Raw genomic sequence first — 23,242 nt, forward strand, 5'->3', positions numbered from 1 at the left:
GTGTCTTCTTAATAAGTAAAATCGTAGTTCTCTTTTATTTCCCGAGTAAAAGCTTTCCAATCCGTAGCTTCAAACTCTACATTGCGTGCTTTTAACTCTTTTTCAATCCCTTGAATCTCTTGAACAGCTTCTATAGTTCTTTCACTTCCTGGCCCTACTCTCCAAATTAATTCTTTATATTCTTGAATTTTCTTTCGCAGCAAATCGTTATCTATTTTTACATACTTTGACATGTTTACAAACCCCTTTTCTTATTTATATTAACCATATCATATTTTATATAAAATTTTTCAAGAGTAATTTAACTTAATAAATACCGCTATAAAGGGCTTTGTGTTTTACTAGCTTTGAGAAAAATCAAATTTTTAGAAAAAATATAAAATAACCAGTTTAATCCTTTTTTGACCGGGAAGACAGACTATGAATTCAAATTTATTAGGAGGGATGCAAGATGGCAACTAATAAAAAGAATGAAAAAATGAGTCGCGAAGAAGCGGGAAGAAAAGGTGGAGAAGCTACTTCCAAAAATCATGACAAAGAATTTTACCAAGAAATTGGTGAAAAAGGCGGAGAAGCTACTTCCAAAAATCATGACAAAGAATTTTACCAAGAAATTGGTGAAAAAGGCGGCAGATCCAGCAGCAACCAACGTAATAATTAACTAGTATTTGAAGTATATAAACAACAGGAAAAAGAAAAGTTCCTTATAATATAAGCTGCAGGAACTTTTCTTTTTCTAACTAATCTTCCCTATCTGTTTATAATAATGAGCTAACGATTCATCTTTTATATAGGCAAATAACTCTGAATCAATAAAAGGAATCAACTTTTCTCCTATATCCCAAGCGTTGCGTTCAATTTGGTATAAAAGCCACATATCTTCCGTTTGATTAAACTCTTCACTTAAAGATAAAAGGTCTTCATCTAGCGCATGACCTAATTCGTGAGCTAAAATAATCCATCGATAAGATTCTAAACACTTATTTGAACCAAACAAGCGCCGACACTGTATTTTAACATCTTTTTCATATAAAAAAATAGAATGAGCGCCAGGAACGTACTTTCCTCCTACGCACCGCTTTCCGGGAAACTCATCTTCAATAACTAGCTTGATTGTTGGATCTATTCCATGAACAAAATCATGTAAATTCATAAAATCCCCCACTTTTCTTTTTCATACTTTAATGTTATTGACCAAATACATAGGTACAGAATTACTATCATACATACGTTTATCTAAAATACCTTATGCAGGGATTTTTTTCAATATATAGATGTCTATACTCGCAAAAAAAGCAAGCATAGCTGCTTGCTTTTATGTCTATTAAAGCGGCAGTTTACCTTCTATAACGCCCGCCTATCTTTAAATTTTTATATGTAAAATATTATTAACGGTAACGGCTCGAATATTCAAGAATGTTCCGCAGCATTTGACGTGTGCTCTGTGATTCATTCGTGCGTTCTTTATATTCAAGAGGACGATTAGAAGTTAATCTATTTTCTTCTTTATACTGAGAATTTTTGTTGTCTGACACGTTTTTCACTTCCCTATCTTTATTTTATCCAGAGCAGCTCAAAGCTGCTCTGTTGTCATTCTTTTATTTGTTATGACGGCTTGCTTGTGCTTTTTGAAGCTCATCTGTATGAATATCATTTGATAAGATATTCTTATTCACATTATCAACAGAAGCACCTGCACTGCTGGCTACTTGATTTGTTCTTTTATGTTGTTTACTCATTTCATCCACCTCCATGTATAACGTCTATATTTTATGGAGTTATAAAAAGAAAATAAGAGGTAGTATTAGGAAAATCACCTACCTCTCTTTTTGTTTATATCCTTCTGTTTAATAAAAAGTAAAATCTCCATATTTAACAGAATGCACCAGAAATTAATGTCCATACTAAGAGTAGAAGCTGTAGGGTCCATTTTGATAATATAGGAGGAAATAAATGTGAGTACAAATAGAAACACCCTATCCATCTTTGCTCTAGGGGGCATCAATGAAATAGGAAAAAATATGTATGCAGTTCAATATAATAATGACATCATTGTTGTTGACTGTGGTTCTAAATTTCCTGACGAAAGTTTATTAGGGATTGATTTAATTATACCTGATATTACATACTTACAAGACAATAAAGAAAAGGTTCGCGCGTTGGTTGTTACTCATGGTCATGAAGATCATATTGGAGGCATTCCTTACCTTTTAAAACAGCTGAATCTTCCAATTTACGCCACAAGCCTCACTCTTGGATTAATTGATATTAAACTGCAAGAGCATCAATTATCTGCTGAGACGGAGCTTATTGAAATTAACGAAGACTCAGAAATTACATTAGGCAATATTCCGCTTTCCTTTTTCAAAACGAATCACAGCATTCCGGATTGTCTTGGCATTGTTTTTCACACGCCTGAAGGAGTTGTTGTGCATACGGGGGATTTTAAGTTTGATTTAACTCCTGTTAACGACCAATATCCAGATCTTCATAAAATGGCAAAAATCGGCAGTGAAGGCGTACTGGCTTTAATATCAGAAAGCACAAATGCTGAGCGTCCTGGATTTACGCCGTCGGAAAAGCTAGTTGGAAAACATGTAGAAGAGGCTTTTCGTAAAGCCAAACGAAAAGTGATTATTTCTACTTTCGCTTCGAATGTTAATCGCGTACAGCAAATTGTAGATGCTGCGATTAAAACAAATAGAAAACTTGCCCTGCTTGGAAGAAGTATGGTTAACGTCGTATCTGTTGCCTTAGAGAAAGGGTACTTAACCATTCCTGATGGGATGCTAATTGAGCCTTATGAAGTACATTCACTTGCTCCTGAACAAGTTGCTATACTTTGTACTGGAAGCCAGGGCGAGCCGATGGCCGCTTTATCTAGATTAGCCAGTGGAAATCACCGACAAGTAGAGGTTCTTCCTGAAGACACGGTCATTTTATCAGCAGGTCCTATTCCCGGCAATGAACGTAATATCTCTCGTATTGTCGATAGTCTTTTCACACTCGGGGCTCATGTGATTTATGGTTCAGGAAGCGCAACGGGTATGCACGTATCAGGACATGGCTATCAAGAAGAACTAAAATTAATGGCTACGTTGATGAAACCGAAATATTTTATCCCAATTCACGGTGAATTTAGAATGCTTCATCACCATAGCTTATTAGCAGAGTCCGTAGGAGTGGAAAAAGAGAACATTTTCATTATAAATAACGGCGATATTGTTGATTTTAAGGACGGAATAGCTTTTCAAACAAGAAAAATCCCTGCAGGCAATGTATATGTAGATGGATTTGGCATTGGAGATGTGGGCAACGCGATTTTACGCGACCGCAAACAGCTTTCAGAAGACGGCATGCTGGTTATTGTTATTACTCTAAATAAAGCGGAAGGGAAAATTGTTTCTGGTCCAGACACAATTTCACGAGGTTTTGTTTATGCAAGAGATTCAGAGCAGTTATTAAAAGATATTAATCAGCAAGTGACCAAGGTCGTAAATAAGTTACAAAAAGCTCATGTTCACCAATGGAATATTATGAAAAAAGAAATAAAGACAACACTCGGCCAATATTTATATAATCAAACGAAAAGAAGACCGATGATTCTTCCTATCATCATTGAAGTTTGATTACTCAAACGAAAACTGCCTTAGTCCCCACTAAGGCAGTTTTTTGAAAAATCCGATGCTTACTCAAAGTAAGAAGTTGCCCTTTATAGTTTATGAATAGGGACTCCTTTTATATGTATGGTTAAAAGTGTTAGGTGTATTTCTTCTTTTTTACCCCATTCTATAAAAGAGATATTTCACCGTAAATATCTTGTGAAAGTATCCTATCCTTGAGGTGATTATGATGAATGATAAAAATCAAGTAGATCAGCATTCTGAACTATTCCGCCACAACTGGACGAGACCGAAGCGTTCAAAATCCCAAGTAAATGGACATACAGAGATGTCTCAAACGAATATCATTTTGCGAAGTAATGCAAAAGCTCATCGTTGGTAAGGATACAATTCAACAAAAAAAGACGCGTACGCGTCTTTTTTTGTTATTGGCCATCTGCCCCGCTTTGAGTTATCCTGCGAATATGGCCGTCTTCATAGTTATTTTCTCTTAGCGCTTTTGCTTTATCATTTACTACTTGCTTTTGATCTACTTGTGAAGAGGGAGTCTGCTTGTTTTTTGGCATAAGTATAACCACCTTTTATTTTTGTAATTGTATAACATGCATAGTGTCCCTCATCACAATTAAATATATGTTAGCTAGCCGCTTCTTCTTCTTTCCACTTATTGCGCAGTTTTAAAATAACAAGACTTATAACAATTAAAAAGCCTAAGCTTGCAAAAAAACCTGGCCTGCTTGCTGATTCTAACAGTGTGCCGCTTACTGCCGATAGGATTAACAAGATACCGATAGCCTGTTTTACTTTGTCCCATACAGTTTGTTTGATTAAGCGATGAAAAGAAATTAAAATAAAGAACCAGTTATAAATCAGCATAAGTCCAGCTGCTGTTGTAATGTACTCATAAATTTTCCCGGGCAATAGCAAAGAAAGAACAATAGAAACAATCAATCCCGCTGTTGTTAAAAGTAAAGCTGGTAAAGGAAATTGTAACTTTTTCTTTTTTTGCTTTGAAAACAATTCAGGAGCATCTCCATCTTCTGAAAGAGTGACAATCATTGTCGTCACGGAAAAAAAAGACGCCGACATCGTCGAAAAACCAGCAACAATCATTGCTCCATTAAACACATGAGGAAAAAATGGAAGATGATATGTTTCTAAAGCCGTTATAAAAGGACTTTGATTTCCATGAAAATCATGAAATGGCACAATTAAAATAGCTAAACTCAGTGAAACAATATAAATAACTCCAAGGAGAATAAGCATACTTCTCCCCGCTTTCGGGGCGTCTTCTTTGTTTTCTAAACGAACCGTCATGATCCCCATGACTTCGATACCTCCAAAAGCATAAAAAGCATAAAGCAAAGCGCCCCATAAACCTAAAAACCCGTGGGGGAATACTTCACTCATTGTTCGTGGCACCCCTTGTTTGGCACCTTCATCTAGAAATCCAAATAAAGCGAGACTAGCTAATATGATAAACATCAAAATAGCAGCCACTTTTGTAACGGCAAACACATTTTCCATTCGTTCAAAACCTTTTGTTCCAATTAATACAACAGCAATACCTAAAACAGCATAAATAGATGCAAACACCCACAGTGGAATATCTTCAAACCAAAACCGCGTAAAAAGAGACAACGCCGTGAGCTGACTTCCCATAATCAGCATCTCTGAACTCCAGTACACCCACCCGCTGCTAAAGCCCGCCCATCTTCCATAAGCTTTTTTTGCATACGAACGAAACGAACCTTTTTGAGGATCTTGAGCACTCATTTTAGCAAGCGCATCAAACACAATAAATGTACACAATGCCGCTAATAAAAAGGCGATTAATACAGAAGGTCCCGTCGCTTTTATTGCAATACTTGACCCTAAAAAATAGCCTGTACCAATTATGCAGCCTACTCCGATTAAAGACAGCTGCCACCATTTTAATTTCCCTTCAACTTGACTTCCGCAGCCTATTTTCTTTTTCATACTACCACTCCTTACACCTTGATGTAGTGTGTGATAGTTTGAAGAATTTATGCGTAAAAACACACCTTTTCTAGTATTTTTAAATTTTTAGCATAGGAAAACCCTTGAAAGTCGGCACGTCTCTTTATTAAGTTATAAATTGCTTTACAGCCTGCCATCCAAAATATATACCGAACCCTATTAAAGATAACCCGGATACAACGGATACGACAGTCAAAAACGTCGCGGCTAAGTACCGTCGAAACGTGCTTGCCAAAGCGGCCATAGCAATATCCCAGGACAAAATTCCTGCAAAAATAGCACAGCTATATAGGATGAGCTGTTCTGTTTCGTATGTATTAGCTGTTTTGGCTAAAACAGAGCCATAAATGCCAAGCCAAAAAAGAATGGTAAGCGGATTTGTTAACGAAATTAAAAAGCCGGAGAAAAAACACTTTAACACAGAATCACCTTTTGTGTTTCTATGCTGTGTAATCTTTCCTGCACTCATTAACCCTTCAACACCTGTATAAATTAATACAAAGCATCCGAACGAAAAGAGAAACGTCTTCATAAAATCGCTGCTTAAAAAATGAACAGAGCCAAAATAGACTACAAGCATATAAAGAGCGTCGACCGATGTTGCACCTATCCCTAAGAACCACGCATGTAAAAAACCATTTTTTATTCCTTTATCAAGCTGAGCAGCATTGATTGGGCCGATTGGCGCCGCTAATGATAGCCCTAATAAGACATAGCTAAAAAAAGCCCCCACATACATCCCTCCCTGCTTCTGAGATTTTATAAATTGAACTATGATAAATGTATGCAGCCTACTTAGCTTGTACTACGTAATTTTTATTTTATTTCTAAATTCTTTTGTATAGCTGCGAAAAAGCAGCGCATGTTAACTGTAAATACTATAAGAAGGATGAGAAGCGTGAATTCATACACTCATATTAAAGAAGCATTACAATTAGCTGAACAGGCTGTTTATCAAGGGCAGATGAATTTGAATGCAGCCAATTTTCAAAACGCTCAAATGCATTTGAATATGGTTCAGCAGCAAATTAATGAACAAAAAAAAGAGGCGTCTGGCGATAAAGAATTAAAGCGAATGGAAGAACATTTAAGACATTTACGCGAAGCACAGCAGGCTATTCAACAAAATTTTTAATAAGACTAATAAAAACAACTGTTTTTTCACTTTTAGATAAACAAACCTAAAAAAAGCTCTAAGAATGCAGTGCGTTCTTAGAGCTTTTAACCTTGATTCTTAGCTTTTAAGAGCATATGTAAAGATAAAAATCATTCCTTTATTCTTATACATATTTTCCGTAATCGGGACGAGCAATTGTATCGAAGTTTTTAACAAGCTTTGATAAATTAGTTGAAAGCCATTCGCCGGAAACTGGTTGTCCATGCCCCGTTACTGCTATAGACGGATGCAGTGACTGAAGTAGTTCAACTGATTTTTTGGCAGACGACCAGTCGGTAGTCAAATAACGAGGAGGACCGCTAACTTCCAATTTTTGTTCCAATACATCCAGCAAATATTCTTGCTTAGTGGTAACAAAAGCATCTCCTGCGATAAGCGCAAGGTCTTGCTTTCTAAAAAGAGAAATATGTCCTGGAGAATGACCAGGGGTGTGAATCCATTCCCACTCCGGCATATGAGGTACAGAGCCGTCTGCTGGCAAAGCTTGCACATGAGAGCCTAAATCAATGGCTTCCGTTGGAAATAGTGGAGAAAGCTTCGCTACAAGCCCGCCTTCCACTGTGCCATCTGGTGTAGGATAATTTTTTTCACCCGTCACATATGGAAGTTCAAGTGGATGTGCATACACCGGTATTTTCCATTTCTCTACTAATTCAATAATAGCTCCAATATGATCGAAATGTGCATGTGTAAGAATAATTGCTTTTGGTTGTTTCCCTTCTCCAAATCTTCCCTCTGCCTCTTTAATAATCATAGAAGCCGAGTTAGGCATTCCTGCATCAACAAGGACAAAACTATTGTCTTCGGCTGGGTTTCCTATAAAACATACGTTAACAATCTGTGTAGTATAGCTATAGATATCTGGCGTCACTTCGACTCCTTTTCCACTGGCTATAGAGCTCATCGGAATAAAACTTTCTGTTGATGAACTTCCTTGCATGTCCCTATTCACTTTATAATTCCCTCCTTTATCGTGTCACTTCATATACGTGATACACGTTTATGCTATCCACCTTTGCTTTCGTTATTCTTTTTTTGTATAGCTCTATTTTATGTATCCATAAAAAAAGAAAGGAGAAGAACTCCTTTCTTTTTTAACATCAATTATACATTGGCTGGAACTTTGACGCCCATAATCGCTTTTGGCTCTAGATATTCTTCGATACCGAATACTCCCCACTCGCGTCCAATACCAGATTGTTTGAATCCACCGAACGGTGCAGCCCTGTCTTGCTCGGCATCGTTGACGATGATTTGACCAGCTCTAATATTTTTAGCAACATAATCAAGTGTTTCTTGGTCTTTTCCGACCGCATAGCCCGCAAGTCCATAAACTGTATCGTTTGCGATCTCAAGAGCTTGCTCCAAGTCATCATAAGTAATAATAGTTGTTACGGGTCCAAAGATTTCTTCTTGTGCAATAACCATATCATTTGAAACGTCAGTAAAGACTGTTGGTTTAACAAAGTAACCAGTCTCTAAGCCGTCTGGCTTTCCTGTTCCGCCAGTAAGAAGTGTTGCACCTTCGTCCATTCCTTTTTTAATATAATCTTGTACGCGATCCCACTGCTTTTTCGCTACAAGTGGTCCGGTTACGTTATCTTTATTTAACGGATCTCCAACTGGAAATGATGGTAGAACCCTCTTCACCGCTTCTTCAAACTTTTCTTTCATAGAGGCAGGAATGATAATACGTGTTGCTGCCGTACATACTTGTCCTGTATTCATTGCGATGTGTGAAACTGCTATTTTAGCTGCTTCTTCTACATCCGCATCCTCTAGTACGACTAGGGGTGATTTCCCACCTAGTTCAAGCGCCACTTTTTTGATTGTTTTACCAGCATTTTGCATAATTTTTTCGCCTACGGCACCTGACCCTGTAAAAGATACAAAATCAATGTCTGGGTGAGAACTAATGCCATCACCAATTGTACTTCCCGTTCCGTTCACAAGGTTGAAGGCACCTTTTGGCACACCGGCCTCATCAATGATCTCTGCTAATATCATCGCCGCATACGGTGTAAGTTCTGATGGTTTTAATACCATTGGACTTCCTGCTGCGATAGCTCCTGCAATTTTAGTAGACGTTTGGTTTGTTGGGAAGTTCCACGGTGTGATAAGTCCGCTTACTCCAATAGACTCTTTCACGACTTTGTAGCTCCCGTGATCTTTTTCAAATGTATAATCTTCAAGAGCATCAGCTGCTTCTTTAAAGTGGCTAAGCCCCATTTCATAGTGAACTTCTTCTGAAATTTTTAAAGGAGCGCCAAGCTCTTCAGTCATGACTTCAATAAGCTCTTGTTTACGCTTTTCATACCCTTTTGCGATATTACGAAGCATTTTAATTCGCTCTTCTTTTGTTGTTCTCGAAAATGTTGGAAGAGCTGCTTTAGCAGCTGCTACAGCTTTATCTAAATCTTCTTTTGTACCTAAGCTAATTTTCCCGATTGATTTTTCAGTAGCAGGATTGATCACATCTGCCGTTTCGTTTCCTGTTGATTCAACCCATTCTCCATTAATAAAGTGCTTTAAATTTGTACGCATTGATTTGATCTCTCCTTTTAGTTTGCTAATTGTTGAACTATGTTATCTAGTTTTTGTCTACCCGCCTGTCCGCTTCTCAAACACCACTTATCTTATTTGTTGTTTCTTTCCCTGCATCTTATCTTTTTCCAATCACTCTTTCATAGCTAAAACTATTTTTCCTCTGCAACTTTTTAACTCTGTATATAAAAAACACCGTTCGTATATGAACGGTGTGTATGCATTAACATACTTCTTATAAACGATGTACCACTCTGCTTTCAATTAATGGTTCAGTTTGCTGTCTGTATTGCTTATAGTGAGGTGTTTCAAGATGAGCTTCAACATCTTCTTTGCTTTTCCATCTCTCATAAAAAACAAACGTGCCTGTTTTGTCCATGTCTTGGTGGAGAGTGTATTGAATACATCCATTTTCTCTTTTTGACGGTTCAACAACTTTTACTAACTCCGATCGAAATTCTGCTTCTTTTCCTGGCTTGGCTTGCAAAATGGCGTTAACAATAATTTCTGACATCGTTTTTCCTCATTTCTTAAAAAATATTCTCCATAAAAAAGTTTCCCTCTTTTTGTATTCATTACACTGACAATCATAATTTGTGTATCATGATTTATTTCTCCAGTCCAATACAATAAAACATACGGACTTTTTTACATGTTAATTTAATAGTTGGTTAACGACTTCTTTTGCTACACTGATTGTTGACTGAGGGTTTTGACCTGTTATCAAGTTTCCACTCCTCTGTACATTATCCGTCCAGTTTGGAGCAGTTACTACATTTGCACCAAGTTCACGCAGACGTGTTTCCAAAAGGAACGGCATGAAGCGGTCCAATGCTGTTTCACACTCTTCATCATCTGTAAATGCAACGATATCTTTTCCTTCGACCAACGACTTTCCATCTGATAATGTAACACCTACTAAGCCTGCAGGCCCATGACATACAGCGGCTACTACTTTGTCCCCTTCGTATACTTCACGGATTAAAGCTTGAAGCATTTGATTATCTGGTAGGTCAAACATTGTGCCGTGACCGCCTGGTAAGAAAATTGCATCGAATTTAGCACTTTCTGTAAGGGTATCAAGTTTTAGCGTATTCTCTAGGTGCTTAGCTGTATTTAGGATTTCTTGAGAAGTCTCTCCTTCAAGGCTGCGAGCATCCAGCGGCGCTTTTCCTCCTAGAGGGCTTGCTACAGTAATAGCAAACCCAGCTTTTTCGAACTCTACGTACGCTTCACCAAATTCTGAAAGCCAAAGGCCTGTTGGATGATTCTCCTTCATTTTGTCAGCCGTTGTTACGACCATTAATATATGTTTAGACATAATAACGTCCTCCTGTAAACAAAGATAGGAGTTTCTGTTTCCGCCTTACACACTATATTGTTAGAGAGGAATCTCTATAATACAAATTAGAAAATATCTGATTATCGATAAATATTTTTATAGATATTGCATATATTCTTTTATTACATGCAAAAAGGGGCGGTTTCTGCAAAGAAGAGGAATTTCGAAGGAAACAAAGTCTTGAAAAAGAATACTATACTCTATATAACTCGATACGATACGTATCGTTTTTTAAATGAAGATAGGAGTTCAAGAATGAAAGAAAAAAAACCTGCCAAGCAACCTAGAAATAAAGAGAAAATTTTAGAGTCAACTCTCCAAGTGTTAGAAAATACAAGTTATCCCTCTCTTACAATTGAAGCCATCGCGGCCCACGCAGGAGCCGGAAAAACAACCATATACAGATGGTGGGATACAAAAGCACATTTAGTTCTTGATGCTTTTCTTATGTATACGGCTTCAAGCTTCCAATTTGACATAGAAGACTCCGTACGCTCAAATTTTCAGCGTCAGCTAACAAACCTTGCTTCTGTTTTCAGTTCCAAAATTGGGCGTTCGATGCTCGCTATCATTGTAGAAAATGAAGAAATCTCCAAGTCTTTTTACACGTCCTTTCTCACACTTCGAAGAAGAGATACAACCTTATTTTTGGAAGCAGCTATTAAAAGAAAAGAGATCAAACCGGATCTCAACACGGATATTATTTTAGATATGCTTCTTGGCCCTATTTATTTTCGCATTCTGATATACAACCAAGAACCAGACGAACGTTTTATTACAAATTTAGTCGATCATATCATCACCAGTATTTTGTGCTCTAGTGATGAAAGAAAGTAGGAAAAGACATCATGGAAAAACTGAGTCATCATAAAGACTATGCATTTATTACACTTATTTTATTTTGGTGCGGATTAGCTATCCTATCGAGTATGTATGTTACGATTCCACTTACCGGAATGTTTACAATGTATTTTAATATCTCAACAAATCAAGCTACGTGGATTGGCAGCGTCTTTTCTCTTTGCTATGCGCTGGGATGCTTAATTTACGGTCCATTTTCTGATAAACATGGACGCAAGATTTTCCTTGTCTGTAGCATTAGTTTGCTAACCATCGTGACGCTTCTTATCAGCCTCGTTCCTAATTTTAGCGGATTAATCTTCCTTAGAGCTTTTCAAGGAATTATTGCAGCTGCCTTTGCTCCCATTTCGTTTGTATATGCCGCTGAGACGTTTCCTGCACATAAACGAGTAACAGCTCTTGGATTCATCAGCTCTGGCTTGCTAATGGCAAGCGTGGCAGGCCAAGTATTTAGCAGCGTTATCAACCGATTATTCGGATGGCATGCTATTTTTTCAATGCTTGGCGGACTCTATCTTGTTTCTAGCGTATTGGTCATTCTATTTCTTCCGAAAGATGACCTTCCTCGGGCAAAAGAAAGCGTATGGCTAAAATTTAAGCAAATGCCAAATCTCTTTAAGCAAAAACAGTTAAATTTTATTTTTTTTATTACATTTACACTCTTATTAACACTTGTTGGCATGTATACACTTCTAGGAAGCTATTTATCTTCTCCAAAGTGGGGCTTAACAGATCAACAAGTTCTTCTTATCCGTGCTGCAGGCATTGTTGGGATGCTTTTATCACCGTTTGCAGGACGATTTGCTATGAAAATGGGGACTGAATTTATTCTTCGAGGCGGGCTCGTGATTGCCATCATAGGACTGATTGGACTCGGACTGAGCCCAAGCGTAGTATTAATGGTGATCAGCAGCGTTATTTATGTAGCAGGAATTGCGATTGTAACGCCTATTACGATTTCACTGATTAATCAGTTGGGCGGTGCGTCTAGAGGAAGTGCCGTATCCTTTAATGCTTTTATTTTATTTTTAGGCGCAAGCTCGGGTCCTGTTCTAGCCGTTTGTTTAATTAGCACCGGACACTTCCGACTTGCCTTTGAATCATTAGCATCTATGCTAGTAATCGGACTAGGTGTTTCGATGTTTATAAGAAGTAAAAAGTCTGCAGCAACGTCAGTAGAAGTTAATGAAGCATCTGTAAAAGAAACAACCATATAATATCTCGTCTTATTTTTTATATAATCAAAAAAACGCCCTTTTGAATAAGGGCGTTTTTTGCAGAAAAACATAGAATTTATGTTTCATTTTAAAGAACAGATTGAGCTTTCATTTGTTTCACTTTCTTTTCTCCCGTTTTTTTAAGACTCACCATAAAAACAAACGAAATACAGTACAGCCCTGCCAAGTACGTCATCGCTACCGTCATATCATAGCTTTGCAAAAGATATCCGACAAGAATTGGTGATAATCCACCCAACGCTCGCCCAAAGTTAAAAATGGTGTTCGTTGCAGTACTGCGAACCTCTACTGAATAGTGGCTGCTTATCAATGCTCCGTATCCTGCGAACATTCCGTTTGAAAAAAATCCGACCACAGCTCCTCCTATAAGTAGCCCTGCACTTCCTTCTGCATAAGAGTATAAAAATACCGCACAAGCTGAAGCAAGAAGAAAAATTCCAAAGGTACGTTTAGAGCCAAATCGGTCCATAAATTGACCAAATGTTAACATGCCTATAATCATTCCAACGGCTGTACTGATTGTCCAAAGAGCTGAACTTGAAACAGACAGCCCTTGTGATTGCTGCAGCATAGATGGAAGCCATATCATCAGTCCGTTATATCCTGCAATTTGAACGGTAGCCATCACTGCAAGAGAAATAGTCGTCATCGTTGTCCTAGGTGTATCAAATAGTTGACGAAGCTTACCATTGTTTTTAACAACTGCTGTTTTCTCTTTTTGAACTATCAACCACTCAGGAGATTCATTTAAATTTTTTCGTACGATAAAAGCAAAGATGACAGGTATGATCCCAACAAAGAACAGAGCTCTCCATCCGAAGATCGGCAGGATCAGAGAACTTAAAAGCGCCGCAAGAATAACTCCAAACTGAGCGCCAATACTAACATAAGATGAAGCTCGTCCTTGCTTATGTTTCGGCCACGCTTCTGCTACAAGAGCCATGCCGATCCCGTACTCCCCTCCAGCCCCAATTCCGGCAATAAATCGTGAGGCATAAACTTGTTCAACATTTGTTGCAAAACCTGTTAATGCAGTTCCGACTGCAAATAGAAGAACTGTGTAGGTAAAAATCCTTACCCTTCCAAATTTGTCTGCTAAAATTCCGAAAATGACGCCGCCTATGAGCATTCCTATATTCGTAATAGAAGAAATAAGTCCACCTGTTGCTAAATTAATGTGAAATTCAGCGATAATCATTGACATAGCAAACGAGATAAACATAATGTCCATCCCTTCTAACGTCAAACCTGCTACTGATGCTACAACTGTCTTGTTACGATAGTTCATGTTGTTCCACCCTCCAGTGTATTCTTTCTGTATCAACGCTCTTTATTTTTTGAAGGAATGGATAAATAACATATGTCCATTCTCTTTTGAAGCCTCTCTGGACTTCGTTTAAAAGAGGTAAGTAACGCATAAAAGCCCTTTTGTCACAGAGGGCAAAAGGGCACAGACAGGCGTAGAAGCAGTAAATAGCGATCCGTCCTTTTCGGCCTCTCTGGACCGTCTTAAAGGCAGTTATTATATTAATCATTATGTTAACACGTCACACAAAAGCTTTCAACAAGAAAAATATCCTTTTTAAAGCAGCTATGTACATCTACTACTCGCTTTTTACTATCATCATATTAAGTCAATTGTCTTTTAAATATGGTTAAAACCAAAGCCTAACGTGTCATGCTCGAAGCCCTTTTTAGGCGCACCTATCGTTCCATACACACAAACGCTAATCCATTCGTCGCTTTTTCCTGAAAACTCAATTTTTCCGCGCACGATTGAAAATGTGAGTCCTACGGTTCGTAAAATATCCCCCAGCTGAAGCGTTCCTCGACTAACTCCTTGAATGGCTTCAAGTATAGCATGATAAAGAGCGTGAACTTCCCGGTACGACTGGGCATTAATAATTTTGTTTGTTTTAGCACTCGTTTCAATTGCTGCGACGACTTTAGACAGTTCCATCGCTCCCACTTTTCCTACTGTGTAGCTATAGCCTCTCTCATTAATTTCCTTTTCAATATCTTCAGCTAACTCTGTATTATGTAAAAGAACGAGTAAGGATGTTAATCTTCCCATTGAAAAATCATTGATTTGTTGGAATTTATTACTCAACTGTCATTCCTCCCTTCTATCCTCCTTATTATTTTAACAGACGGTGCCTAAAAAGGTGCTGATTATTCAACAAACGAGCGCCTACTAAAAGTTCTATGTGTATTGTTCATCACTGTTATGAGGCAGAATATGCATAAATAAGTATCCTTTTTAGTAAGCGCTTACTTTATTTTTATAGAAAAAATCATTTTTCTCTACTTACGTTAAGACAAGCTGTGAGTCAACTTTTAACTTTCCCAGCATCTCTCTCGTCATTTTTTCTAGGTTATATTCTGCTTTAAATCCCCACTCCTCTTTTGCACAGCTGGAATCTATATGGTTAGGCCAACTTTCAGCAATTGCTTGTCGAACAGGATCTACTTGGTAATTCAGCACAAATTCCGGTATGGTTTTTCTGATTTCAGCTGCCATTTGTTCTGGATCAAAGCTCATTGCAGAAACGTTAAATGAATTTCGATGTTTCAGCTTGGAACCGTCTGCTTCCATTAGTTGAATAACAGCATTTAATGCATCAGGCATATACATCATATCCATATAGGTTCCTTTGTTAATATAAGACGTATAGCGCTTATGCTTAACGGCTTCATAGTAAATTTCAACAGCGTAGTCCGTTGTCCCTCCACCTGGGGGCGTTACGTATGAGATTAATCCTGGAAAGCGTAGACCTCTTGTATCTACTCCGAATTTATGATGGTAGTAATCACAAAGCAACTCTCCTGCTACTTTATTAACACCATACATCGTTGTAGGGCGCTGGATTGTATCCTGCGGCGTCCAGTCTTTTGGAGTTGTTGGACCAAATGCACCAATTGAACTTGGAGTAAAAAATTGACACTGTAGCTCGCGGGCTACTTCCAGCGCATTTACTAATCCTCCCATATTTAAATTCCACGCAAGAAGCGGTTTTTGCTCGGCTGTCGCTGATAACAGCGCAGCCAAGTGAATAATTGTGTCGACTTTATATTTTTGAGCAATTGTAAATAACGCGGTCTGATCCGTTACATCTAAAATCTCGAATGGCCCTGAAGTCACAACATCGCTTGTCGTTTTACGAATATCAGTGGCAATAATATTTTCTGAACCATACATCTCTCGCATTTTCATCGTTAATTCAGAACCGATTTGTCCTAGAGAACCCGTTATCAATACTTTTTTCATCTCAATATCCTCCTCGTGTACTGCCTAGATTAAACGTTTAGATTAATTTCATTTCCTTGCCTACTTTTTTGTAGATGCGAAGTGCTTCATCTAACATTTCTTTTGTATGAGCAGCCGTTGGCATATTGCGAACACGCCCTGTTCCTCTTGGAACGGTAGGGAAAACAATTGATTTAGCGTATACCCCTTCTTCTGTTAACCTTTCACTAAAAATCTGCGTTTGATTTTCATCTCCTATAATGCACGGAGTGATAGGTGTTTCACTTTCTCCGATATCAAATCCTAGCTCCTTTAATCCTTGCTTTAAATAACGACTGTTTTCCCACATTTGACGCTGCAGCTCTGTACTTGTGCTTAAAATCTCAATCGCTTTAATACATGCAGCAGCCGTACCCGGTGTAATAGCAGTCGAGAATAAAAATGGACGGCTTCTTACTTTTAGCCAGTCAATTAAGTCTTTTTTTCCGGCTACGTATCCACCTACAGCTCCAATCGCTTTTGACAATGTTCCAATCTGGAAGTCTACTTTTTCAGATAAGCCAAAATGTTTGACTGTGCCCATACCGTTACCTAATACGCCCGAGCCATGAGCATCATCTACGTATGTGATCAAATCAAATTCCTCTGCGATTTCTACAATTTCCGGAAGCTTAGCAATATCTCCGTCCATGGAGAATACACCGTCGGTAATCACCATTATTTTATTATAGGCACCGGATTTTTGTGCTTCGCGTGCTTTTGCACGAAGGTCTTCCATATCTGAATGTTTGTAAGGAATAATTTTTGCTTTTGATAGCCGACATCCGTCAATAATTGAGGCGTGATTCAGCTCATCTGATAAAATCGCGTCATGTTTATCCATAACCGCAGAGATAGCTGCCATATTGCAGTTGAAGCCAGACTGGTAAGCTATAGCTGCTTCTGTATGCTTAAACGCTGCAAGCTTTTCCTCTAGCTTAATATGGATATCTAGAGTTCCATTAATCGTTCGGACAGCTCCAGCCCCCACTCCGTATTTTTCAGTAGCTTCGTTACATGCGTTAATAAGCCTTTCGTCTGTAGCAAGCCCCAAATAGTTGTTGGAAGATAAATTAATTAATTGTTTTCCGTCAATTTGAATAACAGGTCCGTTTGGTCCCTCTACCGGATTAATAACGTTGTATAGTCCTTTACCTTTTAAATCTTCTAAATTATTATTCAAGAATTCTTTTAAACATCTGCTTGTCATCTTTCATACCTCCCCATTGTCGTTCAACGCTTTTTATAAACTTCTCTTTTCCCCATTAAAAGATTAATCTAAGCACTTATAGTATATGAGTTGAAAATCAAGTGTATTCCTGAGAAAGACAAATGTTTCTTTTGAAAGCGCTTAATATTCAATACTTATAGAATTTATAATAATCAACAACTAGGTAAATGTCCATACTAAAAAAACAAAAAATATAAAAGTTTCTGTACCGATAAAAATTTTTCCTTATGTTAACGGTTTTTCCGGAACGTTATTAGACAATATCTTTTTTCATTTCTTTCTTTGGCAATTCTCTAAAAAAAAGAGTCTATCTTTTTTTAAAAGATAGACTCTTCCCTCACTTTTGCGCAGATATGTTCTTTATTTGTTCATGTCTCGTTTTTACTAACAAACATGAGACAGCAAAGCTTAGTAAAGCAGCTAAAAACGTTCCACTGTAAATAATGTGAACACCTGATGCAAGAATTTCATGCAGCTTTGACAGTTCTTCTGCTGGTACCCCACCTGTCTCAAACGAAGCATTCAAATTTTCTTGCCCTAATTTCTTTGCTTGTGAAAGCGTCACTAAGTTAAAGATTGTACCAAACACAGCAGAACCAAGCGTTTGACTAAATGTATTTGTGAACGTATTAAGAGCCACCGCTACTCCTCTTTTGCTAGCCGGGACTGCTGATTGAATGACTAACATAAAAATAGGCGTAATAATACCCATTCCTAAACCAAGGACTCCAACGGCTAGATAAATTAAAAATACGGGTGAGTGGGTGGAGACTAAAAACAGCATAAAACAGGCCGTACTTACGATTGCCGTGCCTAGCGTAAGAATGGAGTGCGTTTTAAGGCGTCCTACTAAATTCCCTGAAAGCAGTGAACCAATCGTCCAGCATACAGGCATAGGCATTAACACAAAACCCGCAGCGGTTGCACTTTTTCCTAGCACTCCCTGACTCCAAATTGGAAGGTAGACCGTAATACTAATAACTACTGATCCAACAAGAAGTGTTAATAAGTTTATGACAGAAACACTTCGAATAGAAAACAGCTCAAGCGGGATAAGAGGTTCCGGCGATTTCTTTTCGATATAAATAAAGCCAATGAATGTCAGAACAGCTAGAACAAATAACCCTATAATAATCGGATCTCCCCAGTTTTGATGCTGACTTCCGGTTAAAAGTGCGTACAAAAATGCAATTGTTCCAACTGAAAACGTTATCGCTCCAATATAATCGATATAGCGTTTTTCTTTCACCACTTCTTCTTTATAATTTACTAAAAGAACAAAAAAAGCCATTAGTCCAAACGGTATATTTAAAAAGAAAATATAGCGCCAAGACAGCGTATCGACTAAAAATCCTCCAAGAAGAGGTCCAAGAACTCCAGCAACTCCCCAAACTGCGCTAATCCATCCTTGCGCTTTGGCTCTTTCTTTTGCTTCCTCATACAGGTCACCAATAATAATCATTGTAAGCGGCATAACGACCCCGGCGCCCAGCCCTTGGATCGCTCTATAGACAATTAATTGTTGCATTGAAAAGCTAAGTCCGCAAAGTATCGATCCGATTAAGAAAATAATAATTCCAATAAGCATAACTTTTTTGCGTCCGAATAGGTCCGCTAACTTTCCGTATATAGGGGTAGATACAGCCGTTGTCAGCATATAAATGGCATATACCCAGCTAACTAGCTCAATACCCGACAAATCACTTGTAATTCGTGGAACTGCTGTACTGACAATGGTTCCTTCCATTGCAGCTAAAACAGTGACAAGCAGCAGCGCTGTCATGATTCGTTTCCTCATCTTTTTCTCTCCTTGCAACTGCGGGCATACCATCGTTTTTCTCACAGAAAATAAAAGCGGTTTCAATATATTTATACACTTTTAGCCTTTATATGTACGCGATGCTCCGCATATAGTTACTGCCATATGCAGCCAAATAATTATTTTACTATAAATTTTTTCAAAACGATAGATAATTTCAAAAATATGACTTTACTCTCATTTATAAAACGTGCGTAAATGATGTTTTATTTCCTTTTCACATCACAAAAAAGCATCCCGTAACAGATGTTATAGGATGCTTTTTACGTATTTTGTATGATTAACTTAATCGGGGATCTTTTAATAAACGTTCCATTTCTTCCATATGATTTGTTTCATCTGCAATCATATCTTCAAGTTTTACCACAAGCTCTGTTAACCCTAGTTCTTCCGCTTGCTTTTTACGCTCTTCGTAGCGCTGGATAGTTTCTTTTTCAGCTTTGCTCGCTTCTTTAAGCATTTCCGTCACGTTTGAGACGTGCTTCACCTCAGCTGGCTTTGTTGTCGGCTCACCGCCAAGGTTTTTAATTTTTTCTGATAAATAAAGGGCATGTCCTTGCTCATCAGGAATTTCTCCCTCAAAGAAAGGTTTTAAAATTTGATATTCTAGGCCGGTTACTGTAGACGCATAGTAAGTGTACTGAATAACCGCCGAATATTCACCCGCTAAATCGGTATTAAGTCCCTCTATTAGTTGTCTCATTTTCTCTTCCATTTGAATAAACACCCTTTCATTTGCTGTTAATAGACATGTACCCTTTCTACCTAGTCCTAAACCATAATGAGGTGATATTCTACTCCTTCTTTTTAAAAATAGGGAATTACTGAATGGAACGAAAATGTTTGATTTTTATATTTTTAAACAAAGACGGTCCTCCTTGAGAGAAAAGCGTAATTCCTTGGTCGTTGTGGCGCGGAAATACCTCGCTGGAATGCACTGTTTTTCCATCATCAACAAAGACTTCAATACTTGTTTTATCTACTAATATTTTTAAATGAACATTTTTTTTACCTGCATCAAAAAAATCGCGGCTTTCCACATACTTTTTGCTTTGATCAGGCTGATTACTATAGCTTCTATTCACATATGAGACGTTATCTTTTGCAAAAATCCCTACATCAATGTGCCTCTTTTGATCTGCAGACTCTCTTAGTCTTAAGCCTATATTCTCTGCATCCGCCCACGAAATATCTGTATCAAGCTGATAAGCTTCGCCTTTTATCTTCAACTTTTTCTCCCCGTTTACTTCTACTTGTTCAAGAGAATTTGTTGAATCAGTTAGCCGATTTAATTCTTCGACAGGCTTTGATAACAGGCTGTATTGGTTGTCGTCTTGTTTTGAAAGCGTAATTTCACGAGTTACTGAATCGAAGCCGTTAAATTCTTCTTTCATCGTTGGCGTCTCATCTGGATAATCCCAGTTGTTCATCCATGCAAAAGCATAACGTTTTTCTAAAGAATCATCATTTTTACCGTCCTTAAAAGTGACTCCTCCATACCAATCGAAGCCATGGTCGAGCCATTGTGGCTCTTCCATATCAGGAGTGAATGTTGTTCCATCGTAATTTCCTGTCCAATAAGCATAGGTGTTTGGCTTTCCGCTTGCTTTTCCATTTGCACTTGTCCCGAGAACCCACTTGACTGTCCCGTCATCTGCTTTCATTTGAAAAAGGTCTGGACATTCTGTAATACCAATATCTTTGGTTACAAACCCTCCTGTATACGTCCAATCTTTTAGATTAGAAGACTCATAAAATCCGATTTTTTCACCTTCCGACATGACGAGCACCCACTTGTCAAGTTCATTATCCCATATGACTTTTGGGTCTCTAAAATCTTTGGTGCCTGGATTAGGCATGATAGGATTTTTGCTATATGATTTAAAAGTTTTTCCTCTATCGGTACTATACCATAGATACTGTTCCTGCTTTTGTTCATCAGCAGAAGGCTGGGTCATAATAGCTACAATTACGCCTTTACCAAAGCCTGCTGTGTTCTCTTTATCTTCTACAACGGATCCAGACCATATATCGCCATTTTTATTTGTATACTTTGGAATAGCTACTCCTTCATCTTTCCAATGAACCAAATCTTCAGACGTTGCATGTCGCCATTCCGTTCCATTTCCTTTAGGGTAATCATGATTGTATAAGTAATAGTAGTGATATTTTCCATCGAAATAAATGGGCTTTTGAGGATCATTTTTCCATTTATCAGGTGTACTAAAATGATATACTGGACGATAAGTAGATTCAGTTTTATTCCCTTTTTCTTTTACCTCGTCTTTTTTATCCTCTTTTTTGGAGATGCCTGCTATAATGAGTCCAGCTATTACAACTAAAAGAACAGCAAGCATCATCCATTTATAAGCACCTTTTTTCTTCAAACAACCCCCACCTTTCTCATTTTTGTCTACACCGAATAAAACAAAAGAAAATGGTGATTACAATCACCATTTTCTTTTGTTGCTATTGCAAAACGCTTAGTCTTCATCTACTGTTAACTGGCCTTGCTCAAGAACACTATCTTCTACAACAGATGTCTTTGAACCGTCAATATTTACTAAGAAACTTGGTGCAAATGTAGAGTGGCTGTCTTCATAAAAACCTCTGTTTGTCATGTAGCTTGTAATAACGACATTATCACCTTTTGTTTGCGGTACAGCAAAGTGAGAATACGTAAATGTTTTATCGTTAGGATCTAAATCCATGTGAAGAACTAATCCTGTACCATTTAAAGGCTTATATTTTCCTGTTAACGTATTTGAAACGTAGCCTAGCATATATACATCATCTTGTCCGATTCCATCAATCGTCATTTTAGATCCTCGAGAATCGGTGAACAAATACCATTTTCCATCTTTTTTGAAGATGTTTGCACGTTCAATTTCGTCTGTAACTGTGTTTGATGTAATAAGCGGCTTCATTACTTTTTTGAGCGTATAGTCATCATTTAACTCAATAATACCCAAAGCACCGTTTGCTAAAGAAGCTTTTTCTTTATTAGATCCTTCAAGAAGCTTTTTCTTTTCAGATTGGAAGAAAGGGTTGTTTCCTCCATAGTATGCTCTGTTATATAAAGAGTCTTCACCTTGGTAGCCATCTTCTGTTCCAGTGTTAGCTTCGAAAACAAGGTACTTATGTCCGTTGTCTTCTATGTAGTGAGGATCTCTTAGCGTATGGTTATCTCCCGTGTCATACCCGCCTTCATCAATAAACTGCTGAACCGTTTGATAAATCTTTCCGTCTCCATCAAAGATTGACTTGTAATCTTCTACTCCGTCAACTTTTAACGTATTATCGTTTGGCTGAGACATGTTCACTTGAGCTGTCGTTAACGTTTGTTTTCCGTATTGTTTACCTGAATAATCCGTGTAGAATAAACGAACTTTACCATCTGTTGTTAACGTTGCAGAACCAGACCATTCTTGCGTTTGGTTTTTAAGATGTGGGTCATTCGGAACGAATTTATCACTGTCTTTAAACACTCTTCCAGCGTTTTTCCAACTATCAATAGATTTGTCTCCCGCTTTTTTATAGAAAAGATAAACAGACGTGTCATTTGAATCTTTCGGATCACCTGCTAGGGCAAACACAATTTGGTATCCATGATAAGTCGCTACTGTTCCATCAGCATTTTGTAATGGCCAGCTGTCCCATACATCTAAGTCAATTGTATTTCCTGATGCATCTTTTCCTTTAGCAGAATCAATGTTTTTAATAGTTGATTCATCAAAAGCAGGAACTTCGAACTGCTCACTGTTTTGCTGCTGTGGAATTTTCACCATATTATCGCGAGTAATATGCGAAATTCCGTAGCTATTATTAAAGTCTTTACTGTCATTTCCTTTAGCAAATGTTTGGTATCCCCCGCCTACTAGTAGGGCTGCAGCCAATGTAGCAGCAGTTGTATGCTTAGCAACTCGTTTCATTTTCATATGTTTTCTCCTTTTGGGTTAGTAAAGAATATAAATTTATTAATTCAATTAGCTATCAAAAATTCGAAAACAGAACCGGTTCCGTTCAACCAAAAGATTACTTGGATAAATGCTGAAAGTCAAACATGCCAAATGTAGCTATTTCTCTTTTTCAACCTTCTTATTGAGCTGTAACTAGGACC

Annotated in this window: 24 protein-coding genes and 1 pseudogene; 6 read left to right on the forward strand and 19 right to left on the reverse strand. The window is 37.8% G+C overall.

What is annotated here, in order from left to right; all coding sequences use genetic code 11:
• Positions 1 to 8: 8 nt before the first annotated feature.
• Positions 9 to 233 (reverse strand): transcriptional regulator, encoded by a 225-nt coding sequence (locus tag ACLHDF_RS08655; protein ID WP_413918480.1) that lies wholly within the window; start codon positions 231 to 233, stop codon positions 9 to 11.
• 218 nt (positions 234 to 451) lie between these two features.
• On the opposite strand from ACLHDF_RS08655, the pseudogene ACLHDF_RS08660 reads away from it, so the two are divergent.
• Positions 452 to 655: pseudogene (locus ACLHDF_RS08660) on the forward strand (KGG domain-containing protein); the annotation flags it as partial.
• Between the two features lie 81 nt (positions 656 to 736).
• Here ACLHDF_RS08660 and ACLHDF_RS08665 read toward each other — a convergent pair.
• The 3 genes from ACLHDF_RS08665 to ACLHDF_RS08675 form a co-directional block, all read right to left on the reverse strand.
• A complete protein-coding gene (locus tag ACLHDF_RS08665; protein WP_413918481.1) occupies positions 737 to 1,153 on the reverse strand; it encodes a hypothetical protein in 417 nt (138 codons plus the stop codon).
• 235 nt (positions 1,154 to 1,388) lie between these two features.
• The gene (locus ACLHDF_RS08670; protein WP_413918482.1) at positions 1,389 to 1,535 is read right to left on the reverse strand and encodes a hypothetical protein; all 147 of its coding nucleotides are present in this window, start codon (positions 1,533 to 1,535) and stop codon (positions 1,389 to 1,391) included.
• A 63-nt stretch (positions 1,536 to 1,598) separates the two neighbouring features.
• Complete coding sequence (locus tag ACLHDF_RS08675; protein WP_413918483.1) at positions 1,599 to 1,739, reverse strand: hypothetical protein; 141 nt, start codon at positions 1,737 to 1,739, stop codon at positions 1,599 to 1,601.
• 216 nt (positions 1,740 to 1,955) lie between these two features.
• Between ACLHDF_RS08675 and ACLHDF_RS08680 the strand changes: the two genes are divergently transcribed.
• Positions 1,956 to 3,629, forward strand: a complete 1,674-nt coding sequence (locus ACLHDF_RS08680; protein ID WP_413918484.1) for a ribonuclease J — start codon at positions 1,956 to 1,958, stop codon at positions 3,627 to 3,629.
• Positions 3,630 to 3,852: 223 nt separating this feature from the next.
• On the forward strand, positions 3,853 to 4,005 hold the full coding sequence (locus ACLHDF_RS08685) for a YpzG family protein (RefSeq protein ID WP_013056278.1): 153 nt from the start codon (positions 3,853 to 3,855) through the stop codon (positions 4,003 to 4,005).
• A gap of 43 nt (positions 4,006 to 4,048) precedes the next feature.
• Here ACLHDF_RS08685 and ACLHDF_RS08690 read toward each other — a convergent pair whose 3' ends face one another.
• The 3 genes from ACLHDF_RS08690 to ACLHDF_RS08700 form a co-directional block, all read right to left on the reverse strand.
• Positions 4,049 to 4,189, reverse strand: coding sequence for a hypothetical protein (locus ACLHDF_RS08690; RefSeq protein ID WP_413918485.1), 141 nt, complete (start codon positions 4,187 to 4,189; stop codon positions 4,049 to 4,051).
• A 70-nt stretch (positions 4,190 to 4,259) separates the two neighbouring features.
• The gene (locus tag ACLHDF_RS08695) at positions 4,260 to 5,603 is read right to left on the reverse strand and encodes an amino acid permease (protein ID WP_413918486.1); all 1,344 of its coding nucleotides are present in this window, start codon (positions 5,601 to 5,603) and stop codon (positions 4,260 to 4,262) included.
• Between the two features lie 127 nt (positions 5,604 to 5,730).
• On the reverse strand, positions 5,731 to 6,357 hold the full coding sequence (locus tag ACLHDF_RS08700; RefSeq protein ID WP_413918487.1) for a LysE family transporter: 627 nt from the start codon (positions 6,355 to 6,357) through the stop codon (positions 5,731 to 5,733).
• A gap of 156 nt (positions 6,358 to 6,513) precedes the next feature.
• Between ACLHDF_RS08700 and ACLHDF_RS08705 the strand changes: the two genes are divergently transcribed.
• Complete coding sequence (locus ACLHDF_RS08705) at positions 6,514 to 6,759, forward strand: hypothetical protein (protein ID WP_413918488.1); 246 nt, start codon at positions 6,514 to 6,516, stop codon at positions 6,757 to 6,759.
• A gap of 145 nt (positions 6,760 to 6,904) precedes the next feature.
• Here the strand turns inward: ACLHDF_RS08705 and ACLHDF_RS08710 are convergent, their stop codons facing one another.
• The 4 genes from ACLHDF_RS08710 to ACLHDF_RS08725 all read right to left on the reverse strand — a co-directional run bounded on the left by ACLHDF_RS08710 (position 6,905) and on the right by ACLHDF_RS08725 (position 10,666).
• Entirely contained in the window at positions 6,905 to 7,741 is an 837-nt protein-coding gene (locus tag ACLHDF_RS08710) for an MBL fold metallo-hydrolase (RefSeq protein ID WP_413918907.1), read from the reverse strand.
• Positions 7,742 to 7,905: 164 nt separating this feature from the next.
• A complete protein-coding gene (locus ACLHDF_RS08715; RefSeq protein ID WP_413918489.1) occupies positions 7,906 to 9,345 on the reverse strand; it encodes an aldehyde dehydrogenase family protein in 1,440 nt (479 codons plus the stop codon).
• Between the two features lie 235 nt (positions 9,346 to 9,580).
• Positions 9,581 to 9,859, reverse strand: coding sequence for a putative quinol monooxygenase (locus ACLHDF_RS08720; RefSeq protein ID WP_413918490.1), 279 nt, complete (start codon positions 9,857 to 9,859; stop codon positions 9,581 to 9,583).
• Between the two features lie 141 nt (positions 9,860 to 10,000).
• Entirely contained in the window at positions 10,001 to 10,666 is a 666-nt protein-coding gene (locus ACLHDF_RS08725) for a type 1 glutamine amidotransferase domain-containing protein (protein ID WP_413918491.1), read from the reverse strand.
• Between the two features lie 276 nt (positions 10,667 to 10,942).
• On the opposite strand from ACLHDF_RS08725, the gene ACLHDF_RS08730 reads away from it, so the two are divergent.
• On the forward strand, positions 10,943 to 11,524 hold the full coding sequence (locus tag ACLHDF_RS08730) for a TetR/AcrR family transcriptional regulator (protein ID WP_413918492.1): 582 nt from the start codon (positions 10,943 to 10,945) through the stop codon (positions 11,522 to 11,524).
• A gap of 11 nt (positions 11,525 to 11,535) precedes the next feature.
• Positions 11,536 to 12,765 (forward strand): MFS transporter, encoded by a 1,230-nt coding sequence (locus ACLHDF_RS08735; protein WP_413918493.1) that lies wholly within the window; start codon positions 11,536 to 11,538, stop codon positions 12,763 to 12,765.
• 88 nt (positions 12,766 to 12,853) lie between these two features.
• On the opposite strand, the gene ACLHDF_RS08740 is transcribed toward ACLHDF_RS08735, so the two are convergent.
• From ACLHDF_RS08740 to ACLHDF_RS08775, 8 genes are all read right to left on the reverse strand, one after another.
• Entirely contained in the window at positions 12,854 to 14,074 is a 1,221-nt protein-coding gene (locus ACLHDF_RS08740) for an MFS transporter (RefSeq protein WP_413918494.1), read from the reverse strand.
• A gap of 357 nt (positions 14,075 to 14,431) precedes the next feature.
• Entirely contained in the window at positions 14,432 to 14,896 is a 465-nt protein-coding gene (hutP, locus tag ACLHDF_RS08745; RefSeq protein ID WP_413918495.1) for a hut operon transcriptional regulator HutP, read from the reverse strand.
• A 198-nt stretch (positions 14,897 to 15,094) separates the two neighbouring features.
• On the reverse strand, positions 15,095 to 16,054 hold the full coding sequence (locus tag ACLHDF_RS08750) for an L-threonine 3-dehydrogenase (RefSeq protein WP_413918496.1): 960 nt from the start codon (positions 16,052 to 16,054) through the stop codon (positions 15,095 to 15,097).
• Positions 16,055 to 16,091: 37 nt separating this feature from the next.
• Positions 16,092 to 17,282: a glycine C-acetyltransferase gene (locus ACLHDF_RS08755; protein ID WP_413918497.1), complete on the reverse strand. Its 1,191-nt coding sequence runs from the start codon at positions 17,280 to 17,282 to the stop codon at positions 16,092 to 16,094.
• A gap of 358 nt (positions 17,283 to 17,640) precedes the next feature.
• Positions 17,641 to 19,101 carry an MDR family MFS transporter gene (locus ACLHDF_RS08760; protein WP_413918498.1) on the reverse strand — a complete coding sequence of 487 codons (1,461 nt, stop codon included), beginning with the start codon at positions 19,099 to 19,101 and terminating at the stop codon, positions 17,641 to 17,643.
• Between the two features lie 301 nt (positions 19,102 to 19,402).
• On the reverse strand, positions 19,403 to 19,837 hold the full coding sequence (locus tag ACLHDF_RS08765; protein WP_013056263.1) for a ferritin-like domain-containing protein: 435 nt from the start codon (positions 19,835 to 19,837) through the stop codon (positions 19,403 to 19,405).
• 106 nt (positions 19,838 to 19,943) lie between these two features.
• Positions 19,944 to 21,509: a glycoside hydrolase family 32 protein gene (locus ACLHDF_RS08770; protein WP_413918499.1), complete on the reverse strand. Its 1,566-nt coding sequence runs from the start codon at positions 21,507 to 21,509 to the stop codon at positions 19,944 to 19,946.
• Between the two features lie 96 nt (positions 21,510 to 21,605).
• The gene (locus ACLHDF_RS08775; protein WP_413918500.1) at positions 21,606 to 23,060 is read right to left on the reverse strand and encodes a glycoside hydrolase family 68 protein; all 1,455 of its coding nucleotides are present in this window, start codon (positions 23,058 to 23,060) and stop codon (positions 21,606 to 21,608) included.
• Between the last annotated feature and the right edge of the window lie 182 nt (positions 23,061 to 23,242).

The sequence above is a fragment of the Priestia megaterium genome, assembly GCF_046599315.1.
In the GTDB taxonomy this organism is placed as follows: domain Bacteria; phylum Bacillota; class Bacilli; order Bacillales; family Bacillaceae_H; genus Priestia; species Priestia megaterium_F.

Excerpts from the sequence above, each read along its gene's own strand:
- ACLHDF_RS08655 (WP_413918480.1), bottom strand. The coding sequence starts at position 233 with ATGTCAAAGTATGTAAAAATAGATAACGATTTGCTGCGAAAGAAAATT.
- ACLHDF_RS08665 (WP_413918481.1), bottom strand. The coding sequence starts at position 1,153 with ATGAATTTACATGATTTTGTTCATGGAATAGATCCAACAATCAAGCTA.
- ACLHDF_RS08675 (WP_413918483.1), bottom strand. The coding sequence starts at position 1,739 with ATGAGTAAACAACATAAAAGAACAAATCAAGTAGCCAGCAGTGCAGGT.
- ACLHDF_RS08685 (WP_013056278.1), top strand. The coding sequence starts at position 3,853 with ATGAATGATAAAAATCAAGTAGATCAGCATTCTGAACTATTCCGCCAC.
- ACLHDF_RS08690 (WP_413918485.1), bottom strand. The coding sequence starts at position 4,189 with ATGCCAAAAAACAAGCAGACTCCCTCTTCACAAGTAGATCAAAAGCAA.
- ACLHDF_RS08695 (WP_413918486.1), bottom strand. The coding sequence starts at position 5,603 with ATGAAAAAGAAAATAGGCTGCGGAAGTCAAGTTGAAGGGAAATTAAAA.
- ACLHDF_RS08705 (WP_413918488.1), top strand. The coding sequence starts at position 6,514 with ATGAGAAGCGTGAATTCATACACTCATATTAAAGAAGCATTACAATTA.
- ACLHDF_RS08710 (WP_413918907.1), bottom strand. The coding sequence starts at position 7,741 with ATGCAAGGAAGTTCATCAACAGAAAGTTTTATTCCGATGAGCTCTATA.
- ACLHDF_RS08715 (WP_413918489.1), bottom strand. The coding sequence starts at position 9,345 with ATGCGTACAAATTTAAAGCACTTTATTAATGGAGAATGGGTTGAATCA.
- ACLHDF_RS08720 (WP_413918490.1), bottom strand. The coding sequence starts at position 9,859 with ATGTCAGAAATTATTGTTAACGCCATTTTGCAAGCCAAGCCAGGAAAA.
- ACLHDF_RS08725 (WP_413918491.1), bottom strand. The coding sequence starts at position 10,666 with ATGTCTAAACATATATTAATGGTCGTAACAACGGCTGACAAAATGAAG.
- ACLHDF_RS08730 (WP_413918492.1), top strand. The coding sequence starts at position 10,943 with ATGAAAGAAAAAAAACCTGCCAAGCAACCTAGAAATAAAGAGAAAATT.
- ACLHDF_RS08735 (WP_413918493.1), top strand. The coding sequence starts at position 11,536 with ATGGAAAAACTGAGTCATCATAAAGACTATGCATTTATTACACTTATT.
- ACLHDF_RS08740 (WP_413918494.1), bottom strand. The coding sequence starts at position 14,074 with ATGAACTATCGTAACAAGACAGTTGTAGCATCAGTAGCAGGTTTGACG.
- ACLHDF_RS08750 (WP_413918496.1), bottom strand. The coding sequence starts at position 16,054 with ATGAAAAAAGTATTGATAACGGGTTCTCTAGGACAAATCGGTTCTGAA.
- ACLHDF_RS08755 (WP_413918497.1), bottom strand. The coding sequence starts at position 17,282 with ATGACAAGCAGATGTTTAAAAGAATTCTTGAATAATAATTTAGAAGAT.
- ACLHDF_RS08760 (WP_413918498.1), bottom strand. The coding sequence starts at position 19,101 with ATGAGGAAACGAATCATGACAGCGCTGCTGCTTGTCACTGTTTTAGCT.
- ACLHDF_RS08765 (WP_013056263.1), bottom strand. The coding sequence starts at position 19,837 with ATGGAAGAGAAAATGAGACAACTAATAGAGGGACTTAATACCGATTTA.
- ACLHDF_RS08775 (WP_413918500.1), bottom strand. The coding sequence starts at position 23,060 with ATGAAAATGAAACGAGTTGCTAAGCATACAACTGCTGCTACATTGGCT.